The organism is Streptomyces sp. NPDC017936 (assembly GCF_044328485.1).
In the GTDB taxonomy this organism is placed as follows: Bacteria; Actinomycetota; Actinomycetes; order Streptomycetales; family Streptomycetaceae; genus Streptomyces.
The window spans coordinates 153,972-171,973 of sequence record NZ_JBIRHK010000011.1; the positions used below are offsets into that span (position 1 = coordinate 153,972).

The following is an 18,002-nucleotide window of genomic DNA, read 5'->3' on the forward strand; positions in this document are numbered from 1 at the left end:
AGGACCACGAGCCACCGGGCCGGCGGCCCGATCACCTCCCCTGTCTCCACCCGCGTCACGGCCCTCACATCCAGTCGTCCGGCTCCGGCTCCGGCTCCGTCTCGGGCCAGTGGTCCTCGTCGGCGTCCTGCCCGGCTCCCCCGGCGCCCGGTTGCCCGCCGGCCGCCGGTGCCGGGCCGGGCGCCCCGCCCAGTCCGGCCAGCACCGCGATCACGCCCTCGCCGTACGTCGCGAGCTTCTTCTCGCCGACCCCGCTGACACCGCCGAGCTGCCGCACCGACGTCGGCCACGCCGTGGCGATCTCCCTCAGCGTGGCGTCGTGGAAGATGACGTACGCCGGGACGCCCTGTTCGCGGGCCTGTTCGGCACGCCAGGCACGCAGCGCCTCGAAGGCGGGGAGCAGGTGCTCGGGCAGTTCGGCCGCGGCCGCCTTGGCCTTGCGGTCCGCGCGGCCGGACGAGGACGAGGAGCCCGGCTTCGCGGCCGCCGGCTTCTTGGGCTCCTTGCGCAGCGGCACCTCCCGCTCGCGCCGCAGCACCGCGCCGCTGGCCTCCGTCAGCACCAGGGTGCCGTAGTCCCCCTCGACCGCCAGCAGGCCCTGCGCGAGCAACTGGCGTACGACACCGCGCCACTCGCCTTCGGTGAGCTCCTCACCGATGCCGAACACGGACAGCTGGTCGTGGTCGAACTGGATGACCTTGGCCGTGCGCTTGCCCAGCAGGATGTCGACGATCTGCACCGCGCCGAACTTCTGCCCCCGCTCCCGTTGCAGCCGCACCACCGTCGACAGCACCTTCTGCGCCGCGATCGTGCCGTCCCAGGTCTCCGGCGGGGTGAGGCAGGTGTCGCAGTTGCCGCAGCCGGACGGGTCCGGGTCCTGACCGAAGTAGGCGAGCAGTTGGCCCCTGCGGCAGCGGGCCGTCTCGCACAGCGCGAGCATCGAGTCCAGGTGTGCCGCGGCCCGCCGCCGGAACGCCTCGTCGCCCTCCCCGGACTGGATCAGCTTGCGCTGCTGTATGACGTCGTTGAGGCCGTAGGCCATCCAGGCCGTCGACGGCAGGCCGTCCCGCCCCGCGCGACCGGTTTCCTGGTAGTAGCCCTCGACCGACTTGGGCAGGTCGAGGTGGGCGACGAACCGCACGTCCGGCTTGTCGATGCCCATGCCGAAGGCGATGGTCGCGACCACGACCAGGCCCTCTTCCCGCAGGAACCGTGACTGGTGCGCGGCGCGCGTGCCCGCGTCCAGGCCCGCGTGGTACGGCACCGCCTCGATGCCGTTGCGGGAGAGGAACTCGGCCGTCTTCTCCACGGAGTTGCGCGAGAGGCAGTACACGATGCCGGCGTCGCCCGCGTGCTCCTCCCGCAGGAAGCTCAGCAGCTGCTTCTTCGGGTCGGCCTTCGGCACGATCCGGTACTGGATGTTGGGCCGGTCGAAGCTCGCCACGAAGTGCCGGGCCGTCGGCATGTTCAGCCGCTGGGTGATCTCCTGGTGCGTCGCGTGCGTGGCGGTGGCCGTGAGCGCGATCCGCGGGACGTCCGGCCAGCGCTCGCCGAGCAGGGACAGGGCGAGGTAGTCCGGGCGGAAGTCGTGGCCCCACTGGGACACGCAGTGCGCCTCGTCGATCGCGAAGACCGCGATCTTGCCGCGCGAGAGCAGGTCGAGCGTGGAGTCCAGGCGCAGCCGCTCCGGGGCCAGGTACAGCAGGTCCAGCTCGCCCGCCAGGAACTCGGCCTCGACCGTCCGCCGCTCGTCGAAGTCCTGCGTGGAGTTCATGAACCCCGCGCGCACCCCGAGCGCCCGCAGGGCGTCCACCTGGTCCTGCATCAGCGCGATCAGCGGGGAGACGACGACGCCCGTGCCGGGTCTGACCAGGGCCGGGATCTGGTAGCACAGCGACTTGCCGCCGCCGGTCGGCATGAGGACCACGGCGTCCCCGCCGGCCACCACGTGCTCGATGACCGGTTCCTGCTCGCCGCGGAAGGCCTCGTACCCGAAGACCCGGTGCAGCGTGGCCAGCGCCTCGCTCTCCATCGGCCCCGGTGCCTCGGTGATCGCTGTCATCTCCCTGTTCCCGCCCGTCGCGCCCATCGTCCGGTCCCCCGTATGTCGTCTTACGACCACTGCCCCCACGATAGGGGCCCGGACTGACACCGTCGGAGTTGTCCACAGACCCGATCCGGTGACTCTCCGTGACGTCCCTCCCGCGGCGAGGGCCCCAGCTCCCCCGAGGAGCCAGGGCCCACCGCACGAGCGCCGCAGGTCAGCGCACGAACACTCCCGCCTGGCTCGCCAGGTCCAGGAAGTACTGCGGCGCCACACCGAGCACCAGCGTGACCGCCACGCCCACGCCGATCGCCGTCGTCGTCAGCGGTGACGGCACCGCGACGGTCGGGCCCTCGGGCCGCGGCTCGCTGAAGAACATCAGCACGATCACGCGGATGTAGAAGAACGCCGCGATCGCCGACGAGATCACACCGACCACGACCAGCGGACCCGCGCCGCCCTCCGCCGCCGCCTTGAACACGGCGAACTTCCCGGCGAACCCGGAGGTCAGCGGGATGCCCGCGAAGGCCAGCAGGAACACCGCGAACACGGCCGCCACCAGGGGTGAACGCCGGCCCAGACCGGCCCACTTGGACAGGTGGGTCGCCTCACCGCCGGCGTCCCGCACCAGCGTGACCACGGCGAACGCGCCGATCGTCACGAACGAGTACGCGCCCAGGTAGAAGAGGACGGAGGAGACGCCGTCCGGCGTGGTCGCGATGACACCCGCGAGGATGAATCCGGCGTGCGCGATGGACGAGTACGCCAGCAGCCGCTTGATGTCGGTCTGCGTGATGGCGACGATCGCGCCGCCCAGCATGGTGACGATCGCGACGCCCCACATGACCGGCCGCCAGTCCCAGCGCAGGCCGGGCAGGACGACGTACAGGATCCGCAGCAGCGCGCCGAAGGCGGCCACCTTGGTCGCCGCGGCCATGAAGCCGGTGACCGGCGTCGGCGCGCCCTGGTAGACGTCCGGCGTCCACATGTGGAACGGCACCGCGCCCACCTTGAACAGCAGTCCCATGACGATCATCGCGGCGCCGACGAGCAGCAGCGCGTCGTTGCCCGTGGTGTCCGCGAGCGCCGGGCTCACGTTGGTGACCGTGCCGTCGACGACCTGCGCGATCGTCCCGTACGACACGGAGCCGGCGTAGCCGTAGAGCAGGGCGATGCCGAACAGGGTGAAGGCGGAGGCGAAGGCGCCGAGCAGGAAGTACTTGACCGCGGCCTCCTGCGACATGAGCCGCTTGCGGCGGGCCAGGGCGCACAGCAGGTACAGCGGCAGCGAGAAGACTTCCAGGGCGATGAACAGGGTCAGCAGGTCGTTGGCCGACGGGAAGACGAGCATGCCTGCGACCGCGAACAGCAGGAGCGGGAAGACCTCGGTGGTCGTGAAGCCGGCCCTGACCGCCGCCTTCTCGCTGTCGCTGCCCGGTACGGACGCGGCCTGCGCGGCGAAGGAGTCGACGCGGTTGCCGTGCGCCGCCGGGTCGAGCCGCCGTTCGGCGAAGGTGAACAGGCCGACCAGGGCGGCCAGCAGGATCGTGCCCTGGAGGAACAGGGCCGGTCCGTCGACCGCGATCGCGCCCATCGCCGCGATGCGCGCCTTGGTGGTGCCGTACCCGTCCGCCGCCAGCGCCACCACCGCGGCGAACGCGGCGACCAACGCGACGACGGACACGAACAGCTGGGCGTGGTAGCGGGATCTGCGCGGCACGAACGCCTCGATCAGCACCCCGACGACCGCCGCTCCCACGACGATCAGGGTGGGCGACAGCTGCGCGTATTCGATCTTCGGCGCGTCGATCTTCGAGATCGGGTCGGCCGCGGTTGTCCACAGGCTGTGGACGGCTGCTGTGCTCACTTGGCCGCCTCCACCTCGGGCTGGGGGTCCTTCTTCTGTACGTCGGACAGGGTCTGTTTGACCGCCGGATCGACGATGTCCGTGACGGGCTTCGGGTAGACGCCCAGGAAGATCAGCAGCACGATCAGCGGGGCGACGACCACGAGCTCACGCGCGCGGAGGTCCGGCATCGCGGAGACCTCGGGCTTGACCGGGCCCGTCATCGTCCGCTGGTAGAGCACGAGGGTGTAGAGCGCGGCGAGGACGATGCCGAACGTGGCGATGACGCCGATCACCGGGTACCGCGCGAAGGTGCCGACCAGGACCAGGAACTCGCTCACGAAGGGCGCGAGTCCCGGCAGCGACAGCGTGGCCAGGCCGCCGATCAGGAACGTGCCGGCGAGCACGGGGGCGACCTTCTGGACACCGCCGTAGTCGGCGATGAGACGGGAGCCGCGCCGCGAGATCAGGAAGCCGGCGACCAGCATCAGCGCCGCCGTCGAGATCCCGTGGTTGACCATGTAGAGCGTCGCACCCGACTGGCCCTGGCTGGTCATCGCGAAGATGCCCAGGATGATGAAGCCGAAGTGCGAGATCGACGCGTACGCCACCAGTCGCTTGATGTCGCGCTGGCCGACGGCCAGCAGCGCGCCGTAGATGATGCTGATCAGCGCCAGGACGAGGATGACGGGCGTCGCCCACTTCGAGGCCTCCGGGAAGAGCTGGAGGCAGAAGCGGAGCATCGCGAAGGTGCCGACCTTGTCGACGACCGCCGTGATGAGCACGGCCACCGGGGCGGTGGACTCCTGCATGGCGTTGGGCAGCCAGGTGTGCAGCGGCCACAGCGGCGCCTTCACCGCGAAGGCGAAGAAGAAGCCGAGGAACAGCCAGCGTTCGGTGCTGGTCGCCATGTCCAGCGAGCCGTTGGCCCGGGCTTCGGCGATCTCCGTGAGCGAGAAGTTCCCGGCGACCACGTACAGGCCGATCACCGCGGCCAGCATGATCAGACCGCCGGCCAGGTTGTAGAGGAGGAACTTCACGGCCGCGTACGACCGCTGGGTGGCCGCCGCCTTCTCGCCGTGTTCGTGGGCCCGGTCCCCGAAGCCGCCGATGAGGAAGTACATCGGGATCAGCATGGCTTCGAAGAAGATGTAGAAGAGGAAGACGTCGGTGGCCTCGAAGGAGAGGATCACCATCGCCTCGACGGCCAGGATCAGGGCGAAGAAGCCCTGCGTCGGCCGCCACCGCCTGCTGCCCGTCTCCAGGGGGTCGGCGTCGTGCCAGCCCGCCAGGACGATGAACGGGATCAGCAGCGCCGTGAGCGCGATGAGCGCGACCGCGATGCCGTCCACGCCCAGCTCGTACCGCACCCCGAAGTCCGCGATCCAGGAGTGGGACTCGGTGAGCTGGTAGCGGGCGCCGTCCGGGTCGAAGCGGACCAGGACGACGATCGCGAGGACGAGCGTGGCGAGCGAGAACAGCAGCGCCACGGATTTGGCGGCGTTGCGCCGCGCGGCCGGGACGGCGGCCGTGGCGACCGCCCCGATCGCGGGGAGCGCCGCCGTCGCTGTCAGCAGAGGAAAGGACATCGGTATCAGACCGCCCTCATCAGCAGGGTCGCGGCGATGAGGACCGCCGCACCGCCGAACATCGAGACCGCGTAGGACCGCACGAAGCCGTTCTGCAGCTTGCGCATGCGTCCGGAGAGGCCGCCCACCGAGGCCGCCGTGCCGTTGACGACGCCGTCGACCAGGGTGTGGTCGACGTACACCAGGGACCGCGTGAGGTGCTCGCCGCCGCGGACCAGGACGACGTGGTTGAAGTCGTCCTGGAGCAGGTCGCGCCGGGCGGCCCGGGTGAGGAGCGACCCGCGCGGGGCGACGGCCGGGACGGGGCGCCGGCCGTACTGCGCGTAGGCGATGCCCACGCCGATCACCATCACCGCCACCGTGGACAGCGTGACCGTGAGGGCGCTGACCGGCGGGCGTCCGTGCTCGAACCCGGTGACCGGCTCCAGCCAGTGCACGAAGCGCTCGCCGACGCTGAAGAAGGCGCCCGCGAACACCGAGCCGAAGGCCAGCACGATCATCGGGATCGTCATGACCCTGGGCGACTCGTGCGGGTGCGGCTCGCCCGTCGCGGCAGCGACATGACCGGACGCGGCTTCGCCGCGGTGCTCGGCCGCGGGCTCCGCGCTCGGCGCCATCGGGGAGCGGGTGGGCTGGTTCCTCCAGCGCTCCTCGCCGAAGAACGTCATCAGCATCACGCGCGTCATGTAGTACGCGGTGATGGCCGCGCCCAGCAGGGCGCAGCCGCCGAGGATCCAGCCCTCGGTGCCGCCCTTGGCGAACGCCGCCTCGATGATCTTGTCCTTGGAGAAGAAGCCGGACAGGCCCGGGAAGCCGATGATGGCGAGGTAGCCGAGGCCGAAGGTGACGAACGTGATCGGCATGTACGTGCGGAGGCCGCCGTACCTGCGCATGTCGACCTCGTCGTTCATGCCGTGCATGACCGATCCGGCGCCGAGGAACAGGCCGGCCTTGAAGAAGCCGTGCGTCACCAGGTGCATGATCGCGAAGGCGTAGCCGATGGGGCCGAGGCCGGCCGCGAGCACCATGTAGCCGATCTGCGACATGGTCGAGCCGGCCAGCGCCTTCTTGATGTCGTCCTTCGCGCAACCGACGATCGCACCGAAGAGGAGCGTGACGGCGCCGACGATCGTGACGACGAGCTGCGCGTCGGGCGCGGCGTCGAAGATCGCCCCGGAGCGGACGATGAGGTAGACGCCCGCGGTCACCATCGTCGCCGCGTGGATGAGGGCCGAGACCGGGGTCGGGCCCTCCATGGCGTCCCCGAGCCAGGACTGCAGCGGCACCTGGGCGGACTTGCCGCAGGCGGCGAGCAGCAGCATCAGGGCGACGGCGGTGAGCTTGCCCTCGCTCGCGTCACCGGCGAGCCCCGCCTCGCCGTGCGTGCCGAGCAGCGGCCCGAAGGCGAAGGTGCCGAAGGTGGTGAACATCAGCATGATGGCGATCGACAGGCCCATGTCGCCGACGCGGTTGACCAGGAAGGCCTTCTTCGCGGCGGTGGCGGCGCTGGGCTTGTGCTGCCAGAAGCCGATGAGCAGGTAGGAGGCGAGACCGACGCCCTCCCAGCCGACGTACAGCAGCAGGTAGTTGTCGGCGAGGACGAGCAGCAGCATCGCCGCGAGGAACAGGTTCAGGTAGCCGAAGAAGCGGCGGCGCCGTTCGTCGTGCTCCATGTACCCGACCGAGTACAGGTGGATCAGCGAGCCGACGCCCGTGATCAGCAGGACGAACGTCATCGACAGCTGGTCGAGCTGGAAGGCGACGTCCGCCTGGAAGCCCTCGACGGGGATCCAGCTGAACAGGTGCTGCGTCAGCGTCCGGTCGTCGGCGTCCCTGCCGAGCAGGTCGGCGAAGAGGACGACGCCGAACACGAAGGAGACGGCGGCGAGCAGCGTGCCGATCCAGTGGCCGACGGCGTCGAGCCGGCGGCCGCCGAGCAGCAGGACGACCGCTCCGAGCAGGGGCGCCGCGATGAGCAGCGCAATCAGGTTCTCCACGATTCTTCCGACCCCTTACAGCTTCATCAGGCTGACGTCGTCGACCGAGGCCGAGTGGCGGGAACGGAACAGCGACACGATGATCGCGAGTCCGACCACGACCTCCGCGGCGGCGACGACCATCGTGAAGAAGGCGATGATCTGGCCGTCGAGATTGCCGTGCATCCGGGAGAAGGCGACGAACGCGAGGTTGCAGGCGTTGAGCATCAGCTCGACGCACATGAACACGACGATCGCGTTGCGCCTGATCAGCACGCCCGTCGCACCGATCGTGAACAGCAGGGCGGCGAGGTAGAGGTAGTTGACCGGGTTCACTTCGACGCCTCCTCGGTCCGCTGGGAGTTGTTCCGGGAGCGCGGCGGCTCGGTCCCGGCCCGCTCCAGTCGCTCCTGGGCGCGCTGCTCCAGTGCCTTGAGGTCGGCCAGTGCCTCGGTGGACACGTCACGGACCTGGCCGCGCTCGCGCAGCGTCTTGCTGACCGTGAGCTCCGACGGGGTGCCGTCGGGCAGCAGGCCCGCGATGTCCACGGCGTTGTGCCGCGCGTACACGCCGGGCGCCGGCAGCGGAGGCACGTGCTTGCCCTCGCGGACGCGCTGCTCGGCCAGCTCGCGCTGGGTGCGGGCGCGCTCGGTGCGCTCGCGGTGGGTGAGCACCATGGCGCCGACGGCCGCCGTGATCAGCAGGGCGCCGGTGATCTCGAAGGCGAAGACGTACTTGGTGAAGATGAGGGCCGCGAGGCCCTCCACGTTGCCGCCCGCGTTGGCCTCGGAGAGGCCGGTGAACTCCGTCAGGGACGCGTTGCCGATGCCGGCGATCAGCAGGACGCCGAAGCCGAGGCCGCACAGGAGGGCCAGCCAGCGCTGGCCCTTGATGGTCTCCTTCAGGGAGTCCGCCGCGGTGACGCCGACGAGCATCACCACGAACAGGAACAGCATCATGATCGCGCCGGTGTAGACGACGATCTGCACGACGCCCAGGAAGTAGGCGCCGTTGGCGAGGTAGAACACCGCCAGGACGATCATGGTGCCGGCGAGGCAGAGCGCGCTGTGCACGGCCTTCTTCATGAAGACGGTGCACAGGGCGCCGATCACCGCGACGGTGCCGAGCACCCAGAACTGGAAGGCCTCGCCGGTGGAGGTGGAGTAGGCGGCGAGCTGCGCGCTCATCGGCCGGTCACCTCCTTCGCGGCCGGCTCGCCCTCACCGAAGGTGGAGGCGGCCTCCTGCGGGGCCTCGCCCTGGGAGACGGCGGCCTGCCGCTCGGTGCCGGGCGCGGCCTCCGTCACCAGGCCCCGGTAGTAGTCCTGCTCGTCCGTCCCGGGGTAGATGGCGTGCGGCGTGTCGACCATGCCCTCCTCGAGGCCGGCCAGCAGCTGCTCCTTGGTGTAGATCAGGTCGGCGCGGCTGGAGTCGGCGAGCTCGAACTCGTTGGTCATGGTCAGCGCGCGCGTGGGGCAGGCCTCGATGCACAGGCCGCACAGGATGCAGCGGGCGTAGTTGATCTGGTACACGCGCCCGTACCGCTCGCCCGGCGAGTAGCGCTCCTCGTCGGTGTTGTCCGCTCCCTCGACGTAGATGGCGTCGGCGGGGCAGGCCCAGGCGCACAGCTCGCAGCCGACGCACTTCTCCAGGCCGTCCGGATGGCGGTTGAGCTGGTGCCGTCCGTGGAACCGCGGAGCCGTGGTCTTCTTCTGCTCCGGGTACTGCTCGGTCAGCCGCTTCTTGAACATGGCCTTGAAGGTCACGCCGAAGCCGGCCACGGGGTTCTGGAAACCGGGTGTGGTCTCCTTGGGCTCCTCAGCCATCGGACGCCTCCTTTCCTTCCGGCGATCCGTCACTGACAGTGTCCGACCCGCCACTGACAATCAGCTCGCGCTCGCGGCGCGGGCGGCGCCTGGGCACCGGCGGCAGCTCCTGCCCCGGCAGCGGCGGAACGGGGAAACCGCCCGCCATCGGGTCGAAGCCCGCGGGCTCGGCGGGGGCCTCGGCCGGCTTGCCGCGGTCGCGGAACATGTCCGCCACGAAGGAGAGCAGCAGCAGGACCAGGACGGCGCCGCCCACGTAGAGGGCGATGTCGGCGAAGTCGTAGTTCTCGTTGCGCAGGGTCCGCACGGTCGCGACGAGCATCAGCCAGGTCACGGAGACCGGGATGAGGACCTTCCAGCCGAGCTTCATCAGCTGGTCGTAGCGGACGCGGGGGAGCGTGCCGCGCAGCCAGATGAAGAAGAACAGCAGCAGCTGGACCTTGACGGTGAACCAGAGCAGGGGCCACCAGCCGTGGTTCGCGCCCTCCCAGAAGCCGCTGACCGGCCACGGGGCGCGCCAGCCGCCGAGGAAGAGCGTCACCGACACGGCCGAGACCGTCACCATGTTCACGTACTCGGCGAGCATGAACATCGCGAACTTGATCGACGAGTACTCGGTGTTGAAGCCGCCGACCAGGTCGCCCTCGGACTCGGGCATGTCGAAGGGGGCGCGGTTGGTCTCGCCGACCATCGTGACGATGTAGAGGACGAAGGAGACCGGCAGCAGGAGGATGTACCAGCGGTCCTGCTGCTGCTCGACGATCGTCGACGTCGACATCGACCCCGAGTAGAGGAACACCGAGGCGAACGCGGCGCCCATGGCGATCTCGTAGGAGATCATCTGCGCGCACGAGCGCAGGCCGCCCAGCAGCGGGTAGGTGGATCCGGAACTCCAGCCCGCCAGGACGATGCCGTAGATGCCGACCGAGGCGACCGCGAGGATGTAGAGCATCGCGATCGGCAGGTCGGTGAGCTGCATCGTGGTGCGCTGGCCGAAGATCGAGACCTCGTTGCCGGCCGGGCCGAAGGGGATCACCGCGATCGCCATGAAGGCCGGGATGGCCGCGACGATCGGCGCGAGGACGTAGACGACCTTGTCCGCGCGCTTGACGACGAGGTCCTCCTTCAGCATCAGCTTCACGCCGTCGGCGAGCGACTGGAGCATGCCCCAGGGGCCGTGCCGGTTGGGGCCGATGCGCAGCTGCATCCAGGCGACGACCTTGCGCTCCCAGACGATGGAGAACAGCACGGTCACCATCAGGAAGGCGAAGCAGAAGACCGCCTTGACCACGACCAGCCACCACGGGTCGCGGCCGAACATCGAGAGGTCTTCAGCGGCGAGGTACGGGCTCATGCCTCCACCTCCTGGGGGGCTTCGGCGGCGGGCGCCGCCGGGGGGCCGACGCGGACGAGGGAACCGGGCCGGGCGCCGGTGTCGGAGGCGACGCCTCCGCCCACGGAGTTCAGCGGGAGCCACACCACCCGGTCGGGCATCTCGGTGATCCTGACGGGGAGTTCCACCGTTCCGGCGGGGCCCGAGACGGCCAGCGCGTCCCCGTCCTCGACGCCCGCCTCGGCGGCGGTGGCGGCGGACACGCGCGCGTACGCGGCGTGCCGCGTCCCGGCGAGCGCCTCGTCGCCCTGCTGGAGGACGCCCTGGTCGAGCAGCAGCCGGTGCCCGGCGAGCACGGCCTCACCCGCGGCGGGCCGCGGCAGGACGCCCGCGCGCTCCGTCGGTTCGTCGGCCCCCGGACCGTCCCAGGCGCCGAGCCGGTCCAGCTCGGCGCGCGCGGTGCGCAGGTCCGGCAGGCCCAGGTGGACGTCCATGGCGTCGGCCAGCATCTGCAGCACGCGCGCGTCGGCCGGCGCCGGGCGGCGGGTCATCTGGTCGGGCTTGAGCGCGGCCTCGAAGAAGCGCACCCGCCCCTCCCAGTTGAGGAAGGTCCCGGCCTTCTCGGCGACCGCGGCGACCGGCAGGACGACGTCGGCGTGCTCGGTGACCTCGCCGGGCCGCAGCTCCAGCGACACCACGAAGCCGACCTCGGCGAGCGCCTCACGCGCGCGTGCCGGGTCGGGGAGGTCGGCGACCTCCACGCCCGCCACGAGCAGCGCCTGGAGCTCACCGCCCACGGCGGCCTCGATGATCTGCCCGGTGTCGCGGCCGTAGCGGTGCGGGAGTTCGGCGAGCCCCCAGACGGCGGCGACCTCCTCCCGCGCGCGCGGGTCGGTGGCCGGACGCCCGCCCGGCAGCAGCGACGGCAGCGCGCCGGCCTCGATCGCGCCCCGCTCCCCGGCCCGGCGCGGGATCCACACCAGTGCGGCGCCGGTCGCGGTCGCGGCCCGTACGGCGGCGGTGAGTCCGCCGGCCACGGCGGCCAGCCGCTCGCCGACGACGATCACCGCGCCCTCGGCGCGCAGTGCCTCGGCGGCCCTGCCGCCCTCCTCCTCCAGACCGACACCGCCGGACAGCGCGTCCAGCCACTCGGTCTCGGTGCCCGGGGCGGCCGGGAGCAGCGTGCCGCCCGCCTTCTCCAGACCGCGGGTGGCGTGGGTGGCCAGCGAGAACACCTGCTGCCCGTGCTTGCGCCAGGCCTTGCGCAGCCGCAGGAAGACGCCGGGCGCCTCCTCCTCCGACTCGAAGCCCACCAGCAGCACGGCCGGCGCCTTCTCCAGCGAGGTGTAGGTGACGCCCGTACCGTCGAGGTCGCGGCCGTGTCCGGCCACCCTCGCCGCCAGGAAGTCGGCCTCCTCGGCGCTGTGCACGCGCGCGCGGAAGTCGATGTCGTTGGTGTCGAGCGCCACGCGCGCGAACTTGCTGTACGCGTAGGCGTCCTCGATGGTGAGGCGTCCGCCGGTCAGGACACCGGTCCTGCCGCGCGAGGCCAGCAGCCCCTGGGCCGCGATCTGCAGGGCCTCCGGCCAGGACGCCGGGACGAGGCTCCCCTCGGCGTTCCGCACGAGCGGCGTCCCGAGCCGGTCGCGCTGCTGCGCGTACCGGAAGGCGAACCGCCCCTTGTCGCAGATCCACTCCTCGTTGACCTCGGGGTCCGGGGCCGCCAGGCGCCGCATGACCTTGCCGCGCCGGTGGTCGGTGCGCGTGGCGCAGCCGCCGGAGCAGTGCTCGCACACCGAGTGCGAGGAGACCAGGTCGAAGGGCCGGGAGCGGAAGCGGTAGGCCGCCGACGTCAGCGCGCCGACCGGGCAGATCTGGATGGTGTTGCCGGAGAAGTACGACTCGAAGGGGTCGCCCTCGCCGGTGCCGACCTGCTGGAGCGCGCCCCGCTCGATCAGCTCGATCATCGGGTCGCCCGCGACCTGGTTGGAGAAGCGGGTGCAGCGGGCGCACAGCACGCACCGCTCCCGGTCCAGCAGCACCTGCGTGGAGATCGGGACGGGCTTCTCGTAGGTCCGCTTGCGGCCCTCGAACCGGGACTCGGCGTTGCCGTGCGACATGGCCTGGTTCTGCAGCGGGCACTCGCCGCCCTTGTCGCAGACCGGGCAGTCCAGCGGGTGGTTGATGAGGAGCAGCTCCATCACGCCGTGCTGCGCCTTCTCGGCGACCGGCGAGGTGAGGTGGGTCTTCACCACCATCCCGTCCGTGCACGTGATCGTGCAGGACGCCATGGGCTTGCGCTGGCCCTCGACCTCGACGATGCACTGGCGGCAGGCGCCGGCCGGGTCGAGGAGGGGGTGGTCGCAGAAGCGGGGGATCTCGATGCCGAGCTGTTCGGCGGCCCGGATGACCAGGGTGCCCTTGGGCACGCTGATCTCCGCGCCGTCGATCGTCAGCGTGACGAGATCCTCCGGCGGGACCGCCGCCTCTCCCCCTCCCGCGGGAGCGCTGGTGGTCACGGTCATGCGTTCACCTCCGGGCGGTCGGCCCAGGCCGTCGACTTCGCCGGGTCGAAGGGGCAGCCCCGGCCGGTGATGTGCTGCTCGTACTCCTCGCGGAAGTACTTGAGCGAGGAGAAGATCGGCGAGGCGGCGCCGTCGCCGAGGGCGCAGAACGACTTGCCGTTGATGTTGTCGGCGATGTCGTTCAGCTTGTCGAGGTCGGACATCGCGCCCTTTCCGGCCTCGATGTCGCGCAACAGCTGCACGAGCCAGTACGTGCCTTCGCGGCACGGCGTGCACTTGCCGCAGGACTCGTGGGCGTAGAACTCGGTCCAGCGGGTGACGGCACGCACGACGCAGGTCGTCTCGTCGAAGCACTGGAGGGCCTTCGTGCCGAGCATGGAACCCGCGGCGCCCACTCCTTCGTAGTCGAGGGGGACGTCGAGGTGCTCGTCGGTGAACATCGGGGTCGAGGACCCGCCGGGCGTCCAGAACTTGAGGCGGTGGCCCGGTCGCATGCCGCCGCTCATCTCGAGGAGCTGGCGGAGGGTGATGCCGAGCGGGGCCTCGTACTGGCCGGGGCTGGCGACGTGGCCGCTGAGCGAGTACAGCGTGAAGCCCGGGGACTTCTCGCTGCCCATCGACCTGAACCAGTCCTTGCCGTTGTTCAGGATCGCGGGAACCGATGCGATCGATTCGACGTTGTTCACCACAGTCGGGCACGCGTAGAGGCCCGCGATCGCAGGGAAGGGGGGACGGAGCCGCGGTTGACCCCGGCGGCCTTCGAGCGAGTCCAGCAGCGCGGTCTCCTCACCGCAGATGTACGCGCCGGCGCCGGCGTGCACGGTGAGTTCGAGGTCGAGTCCGCTGCCCAGGACGTTCTCGCCGAGGTAGCCGGCCGCGTAGGCCTCGCGCACGGCCTCGTGCAACCGCCGCAGGACGGGGACGACTTCACCCCGCAGGTAGATGAAGGCATGCGACGACCTGATGGCGTAACACGCGATGACGATGCCCTCGATGAGGCTGTGCGGGTTCGCGAAGAGGAGCGGGATGTCCTTGCACGTCCCGGGCTCCGACTCGTCGGCGTTGACAACGAGATAGTGCGGTTTTCCGTCTCCCTGCGGAATGAACTGCCACTTCATCCCCGTCGGGAATCCCGCGCCGCCGCGCCCGCGCAGACCGGAGTCCTTGACGTACGCGATCAGTTCGTCCGGCGACATGGCGAGCGCCTTGCGGAGCCCCTCGTACCCGTCGTGCCTCCGGTAGACGTCCAGCGTCCAGGACCTGTCCTCGTCCCAGAAGGCCGACAGCACGGGTGCGAGCAGCTTCTCGGGGCTCATGTCTTTCAGCTCGGTTGCCAAGGTCATCACTCCCCCTCCTCGGCGGTGGGCCCTGCCGGGTGGGCCGGGTCGGAGGCCGACGTCTCCTGCGGCGCGTCGTGCGAACCGAGGTGTTCGGCCGGCGACGGCTCGTGCACCTTGTCCTGCGGTTCGTCGTGCGGTCCGCCGTCGCGCGGGTGGACCACGCGCGCGGGTGCGACCTCTCCCTTCGCCAGGCGGAGGCCCACCAGCGACGCCGGTCCCGCGCTGCCGCTCGCCTCGACGGCGCCCTCGCGCTCGTCGGGGAAGCCCGCCAGGATCCGGGCGGTCTCCTTGAAGGTGCACAGCGGCGCCCCGCGCGTGGGCGAGACCGCGCGTCCGGACCGCAGGTCGTCCACCAGGCGCTTCGCGCTCTGCACGGTCTGGTTGTCGAAGAACTCCCAGTTGACCATCACGACCGGCGCGTAGTCGCAGGCCGCGTTGCACTCGATGTGCTCCAGGGTGACCGCGCCGTCGTCGGTGGTCTCGCCGTTGCCGACGCCGAGGTACTCCTGGAGCGCCTCGAAGATGGCGTCGCCGCCCATCACCGCGCAGAGGGTGTTGGTGCAGACGCCCACCTGGTAGTCGCCGCTCGGGCGGCGCCGGTACATGGTGTAGAAGGTGGCGACGGCGGTGACCTCGGCGGTGGTCAGGCCGAGCACGTCGGCGCAGAACCGCATCCCGGTGCGCGTGACGTGTCCCTCCTCCGACTGCACGAGGTGCAGCAGCGGCAGGAGGGCGGACCGGGAGTCGGGGTAGCGGGCGATGATCTCGCGCGCGTCCCGTTCGAGCCGGGCCCGGACGTCGTCCGGGTAGGCGGGCGCGGGCAGCTCGGGCATGCCGAGGCTGACGCCGCGCTCCGAAGAAGAGGTGGTCACCGGTCGACGCCTCCCATCACGGGGTCGATGGACGCGACGGCGACGATGACGTCGGCGACCTGGCCGCCCTCGCACATCGCCGCCATCGCCTGCAGGTTGGTGAAGGACGGGTCGCGGAAGTGGACCCGGTAGGGGCGGGTGCCGCCGTCGGACACCGCGTGCACCCCGAGCTCGCCCTTGGGCGACTCCACCGCCGCGTACGCCTGTCCCGGCGGGACGCGGAAGCCCTCGGTGACCAGCTTGAAGTGGTGGATCAGGGCCTCCATGGAGGTGCCCATGATCTTCTTGATGTGGTCGAGGGAGTTGCCGAGGCCGTCCGGGCCCAGGGCGAGCTGGGCCGGCCAGGCGATCTTCCGGTCGCCGACCATGACCGGGCCGGGCTGCAGCCGGTCCAGGCACTGTTCGACGATCCGCAGGGACTGCCGCATCTCCTCGAGACGGACGAGGAAGCGGCCGTAGGCGTCGCAGGTGTCGGTGGTCGGGACGTCGAAGTCGTACGTCTCGTAGTCGCAGTAGGGCTGCGTCTTGCGCAGGTCGTGCGGCAGGCCGGTGGAGCGCAGGATCGGGCCGGTGGCGCCGAGGGCCATGCAGCCGGCCAGGTCGAGGTAGCCGATGTCCTGCATGCGGGCCTTGAAGATGGGGTTCCCGGTGGCGAGCTTGTCGTACTCCGGGAGGTTCTTCTTCATCTTCTTCACGAACTCGCGGATCTGGTCCACCGCGCCGGGCGGCAGGTCCTGGGCGAGTCCGCCGGGGCGGATGTACGCGTGGTTCATCCGCAGGCCCGTGATGAGCTCGTAGATGTCGAGAATCATTTCACGATCGCGGAATCCGTAGATCATGATCGTGGTGGCGCCGAGTTCCATGCCGCCGGTGGCGATGCACACCAGGTGCGAGGACATCCGGTTCAGCTCCATCAGGAGCACCCGGATGATCTTGGCGCGCTCGGTGACCTGGTCCTCGATGCCGAGGAGTTTCTCGACGGCGAGACAGTAGGCCGTCTCGTTGAAGAAGGACGTCAGGTAGTCCATGCGCGTCACGAACGTGGTGCCCTGCGTCCACGTGCGGTACTCGAGGTTCTTCTCGATGCCGGTGTGGAGGTAGCCGATGCCGCAGCGGGCCTCGGTGACCGTCTCGCCCTCGATCTCCAGGATCAGGCGGAGCACCCCGTGGGTGGAGGGGTGCTGGGGACCCATGTTGACGACGATGCGCTCGTCGTCGGCGCGGGCCGCGGACTGGACGACCTCGTCCCAGTCGCCACCGGTGACCGTGTAGACGGTGCCCTCGGTGGTCTCGCGCGCCGAGGCGGCGGAGGCCGCGTTTGCTGACTGCGTGCTCACGAGTACGACCTCCGCTGGTCCGGAGCCGGGATCTGGGCGCCCTTGTACTCGACGGGGATGCCGCCGAGGGGATAGTCCTTGCGCTGCGGATGGCCCTGCCAGTCGTCCGGCATCATGATCCGCGTCAGGGCCGGGTGACCGTCGAAGACGAGTCCGAAGAAGTCGTAGGTCTCGCGCTCGTGCCAGTCGTTGGTCGGATAGACGGAGACCAGGGACGGGACGCGCGGGTCGCTGTCCGGGGCGCTGACCTCCAGGCGGATCAGCCGGTTGTGGGTGATCGAGCGCAGGTGGTAGACGGCGTGCAGCTCGCGGCCCTTGTCGTTCGGGTAGTGGACGCCGCTGACGCCGGTGCAGAGCTCGAAGCGCAGGGCCGGGTCGTCGCGCAGGGTGCGGGCGACGCGCGGCAGGTGCTCGCGTTCGACGTGGAAGGTGATCTCGCCGCGGTCGACGACCGTCTTCTCGATCGCGTTCTCGGGGAGCAGGCCCTGTTCCTCCAGCGCGCCCTCGAGCTCGTCGGCGACCTCGTCGAACCAACCGCCGTAGGGCCGGCTCGCCGGTCCCGGGAGCCGGACCGAGCGGACCAGGCCGCCGTAGCCGGAGGTGTCGCCGCCGTTGTTCGCGCCGAACATGCCGCGCTGGACGCGGATCTCCTCACCGCCCTGGCCGCGCTGGCCGGGGAGGTTGGAGGCGGAGAGGTCCTTCTCGGGGTTGGTCCCGTTCGCGGAGCCGTTCACGCCGTTGGCGCCGTTCGCGTCGCTCACCGCAGCAGCCCCTTCATCTCGATCGTGGGCAGGGCCTTGAGCGCCGCCTCCTCCGCCTCGCGGGCCGCCTCCTCGGCGTTCACGCCCAGCTTGGAGTTCTGGATCTTGTGATGGAGCTTCAGGATCGCGTCCATGAGCATCTCCGGGCGCGGCGGGCAGCCGGGCAGGTAGATGTCGACGGGGACGATGTGGTCGACGCCCTGGACGATCGCGTAGTTGTTGAACATGCCGCCCGAGGACGCGCACACGCCCATGGAGATCACCCACTTGGGGTTCGGCATCTGGTCGTAGACCTGCCGGAGCACCGGCGCCATCTTCTGGCTGACCCGGCCCGCGACGATCATCAGGTCCGCCTGGCGGGGCGAACCGCGGAAGACCTCCATGCCGAAGCGCGCCAGGTCGTAGCGGCCGGCGCCGGTGGTCATCATCTCGATGGCGCAGCAGGCGAGGCCGAACGTGGCGGGGAAGACGGACGCCTTGCGCACCCAGCCCGCGGCCTGCTCGACGGTGGTCAGCAGGAATCCGCTCGGCAGCTTTTCTTCGAGTCCCATGAC

14 protein-coding genes are annotated in these 18,002 nt (G+C 70.5%); all 14 read right to left on the reverse strand.

Features of this window, described 5'->3' with window-relative positions; translation table 11 throughout:
- Positions 1-64: 64 nt before the first annotated feature.
- The 14 genes from recQ to ACH4F6_RS23670 all read right to left on the reverse strand — a co-directional run bounded on the left by recQ (position 65) and on the right by ACH4F6_RS23670 (position 17,999).
- Positions 65-2,089 (reverse strand): DNA helicase RecQ, encoded by a 2,025-nt coding sequence (recQ, locus tag ACH4F6_RS23605; protein WP_397962271.1) that lies wholly within the window; start codon positions 2,087-2,089, stop codon positions 65-67.
- A 172-nt stretch (positions 2,090-2,261) separates the two neighbouring features.
- Complete coding sequence (gene nuoN, locus ACH4F6_RS23610) at positions 2,262-3,911, reverse strand: NADH-quinone oxidoreductase subunit NuoN (protein WP_397962272.1); 1,650 nt, start codon at positions 3,909-3,911, stop codon at positions 2,262-2,264.
- Positions 3,908-5,479, reverse strand: a complete 1,572-nt coding sequence (locus tag ACH4F6_RS23615) for an NADH-quinone oxidoreductase subunit M (RefSeq protein WP_397962273.1) — start codon at positions 5,477-5,479, stop codon at positions 3,908-3,910. Before ACH4F6_RS23615 ends, nuoN begins: the two co-directional genes overlap by 4 nt.
- 5 nt (positions 5,480-5,484) lie before the next feature.
- Complete coding sequence (gene nuoL / locus ACH4F6_RS23620; protein ID WP_397962275.1) at positions 5,485-7,476, reverse strand: NADH-quinone oxidoreductase subunit L; 1,992 nt, start codon at positions 7,474-7,476, stop codon at positions 5,485-5,487.
- A gap of 15 nt (positions 7,477-7,491) precedes the next feature.
- Entirely contained in the window at positions 7,492-7,791 is a 300-nt protein-coding gene (gene nuoK / locus ACH4F6_RS23625) for an NADH-quinone oxidoreductase subunit NuoK (protein ID WP_397962276.1), read from the reverse strand.
- On the reverse strand, positions 7,788-8,642 hold the full coding sequence (locus ACH4F6_RS23630; RefSeq protein ID WP_397962277.1) for an NADH-quinone oxidoreductase subunit J: 855 nt from the start codon (positions 8,640-8,642) through the stop codon (positions 7,788-7,790). Before ACH4F6_RS23630 ends, nuoK begins: the two co-directional genes overlap by 4 nt.
- Positions 8,639-9,280 carry an NADH-quinone oxidoreductase subunit NuoI gene (nuoI, locus tag ACH4F6_RS23635; RefSeq protein WP_397962278.1) on the reverse strand — a complete coding sequence of 214 codons (642 nt, stop codon included), beginning with the start codon at positions 9,278-9,280 and terminating at the stop codon, positions 8,639-8,641. The genes ACH4F6_RS23630 and nuoI overlap by 4 nt, the downstream gene beginning before the upstream one ends.
- Positions 9,273-10,634 (reverse strand): NADH-quinone oxidoreductase subunit NuoH, encoded by a 1,362-nt coding sequence (nuoH, locus tag ACH4F6_RS23640; protein ID WP_397962279.1) that lies wholly within the window; start codon positions 10,632-10,634, stop codon positions 9,273-9,275. Before nuoH ends, nuoI begins: the two co-directional genes overlap by 8 nt.
- On the reverse strand, positions 10,631-13,138 hold the full coding sequence (locus ACH4F6_RS23645) for an NADH-quinone oxidoreductase subunit G (protein WP_397962280.1): 2,508 nt from the start codon (positions 13,136-13,138) through the stop codon (positions 10,631-10,633). Before ACH4F6_RS23645 ends, nuoH begins: the two co-directional genes overlap by 4 nt.
- Positions 13,135-14,481 carry an NADH-quinone oxidoreductase subunit NuoF gene (nuoF, locus tag ACH4F6_RS23650; RefSeq protein WP_397962281.1) on the reverse strand — a complete coding sequence of 449 codons (1,347 nt, stop codon included), beginning with the start codon at positions 14,479-14,481 and terminating at the stop codon, positions 13,135-13,137. Before nuoF ends, ACH4F6_RS23645 begins: the two co-directional genes overlap by 4 nt.
- Complete coding sequence (nuoE, locus tag ACH4F6_RS23655; RefSeq protein ID WP_397962282.1) at positions 14,481-15,350, reverse strand: NADH-quinone oxidoreductase subunit NuoE; 870 nt, start codon at positions 15,348-15,350, stop codon at positions 14,481-14,483. Before nuoE ends, nuoF begins: the two co-directional genes overlap by 1 nt.
- Complete coding sequence (locus tag ACH4F6_RS23660; protein WP_397962283.1) at positions 15,347-16,687, reverse strand: NADH-quinone oxidoreductase subunit D; 1,341 nt, start codon at positions 16,685-16,687, stop codon at positions 15,347-15,349. The genes nuoE and ACH4F6_RS23660 overlap by 4 nt, the downstream gene beginning before the upstream one ends.
- Complete coding sequence (locus ACH4F6_RS23665) at positions 16,684-17,448, reverse strand: NADH-quinone oxidoreductase subunit C (protein WP_397962284.1); 765 nt, start codon at positions 17,446-17,448, stop codon at positions 16,684-16,686. The genes ACH4F6_RS23660 and ACH4F6_RS23665 overlap by 4 nt, the downstream gene beginning before the upstream one ends.
- The gene (locus tag ACH4F6_RS23670; RefSeq protein WP_055635348.1) at positions 17,445-17,999 is read right to left on the reverse strand and encodes an NADH-quinone oxidoreductase subunit B family protein; all 555 of its coding nucleotides are present in this window, start codon (positions 17,997-17,999) and stop codon (positions 17,445-17,447) included. Before ACH4F6_RS23670 ends, ACH4F6_RS23665 begins: the two co-directional genes overlap by 4 nt.
- Positions 18,000-18,002: the final 3 nt, after the last annotated feature.

Bases quoted from the DNA above. Each gene is read 5' to 3' on its own strand.
- recQ (WP_397962271.1), bottom strand. From the start codon at position 2,089: ATGGGCGCGACGGGCGGGAACAGGGAGATGACAGCGATCACCGAGGCA.
- ACH4F6_RS23615 (WP_397962273.1), bottom strand. From the start codon at position 5,479: ATGTCCTTTCCTCTGCTGACAGCGACGGCGGCGCTCCCCGCGATCGGG.
- ACH4F6_RS23630 (WP_397962277.1), bottom strand. From the start codon at position 8,642: ATGAGCGCGCAGCTCGCCGCCTACTCCACCTCCACCGGCGAGGCCTTC.
- nuoI (WP_397962278.1), bottom strand. From the start codon at position 9,280: ATGGCTGAGGAGCCCAAGGAGACCACACCCGGTTTCCAGAACCCCGTG.
- nuoH (WP_397962279.1), bottom strand. From the start codon at position 10,634: ATGAGCCCGTACCTCGCCGCTGAAGACCTCTCGATGTTCGGCCGCGAC.
- ACH4F6_RS23645 (WP_397962280.1), bottom strand. From the start codon at position 13,138: ATGACCGTGACCACCAGCGCTCCCGCGGGAGGGGGAGAGGCGGCGGTC.
- nuoF (WP_397962281.1), bottom strand. From the start codon at position 14,481: ATGACCTTGGCAACCGAGCTGAAAGACATGAGCCCCGAGAAGCTGCTC.
- ACH4F6_RS23670 (WP_055635348.1), bottom strand. From the start codon at position 17,999: ATGGGACTCGAAGAAAAGCTGCCGAGCGGATTCCTGCTGACCACCGTC.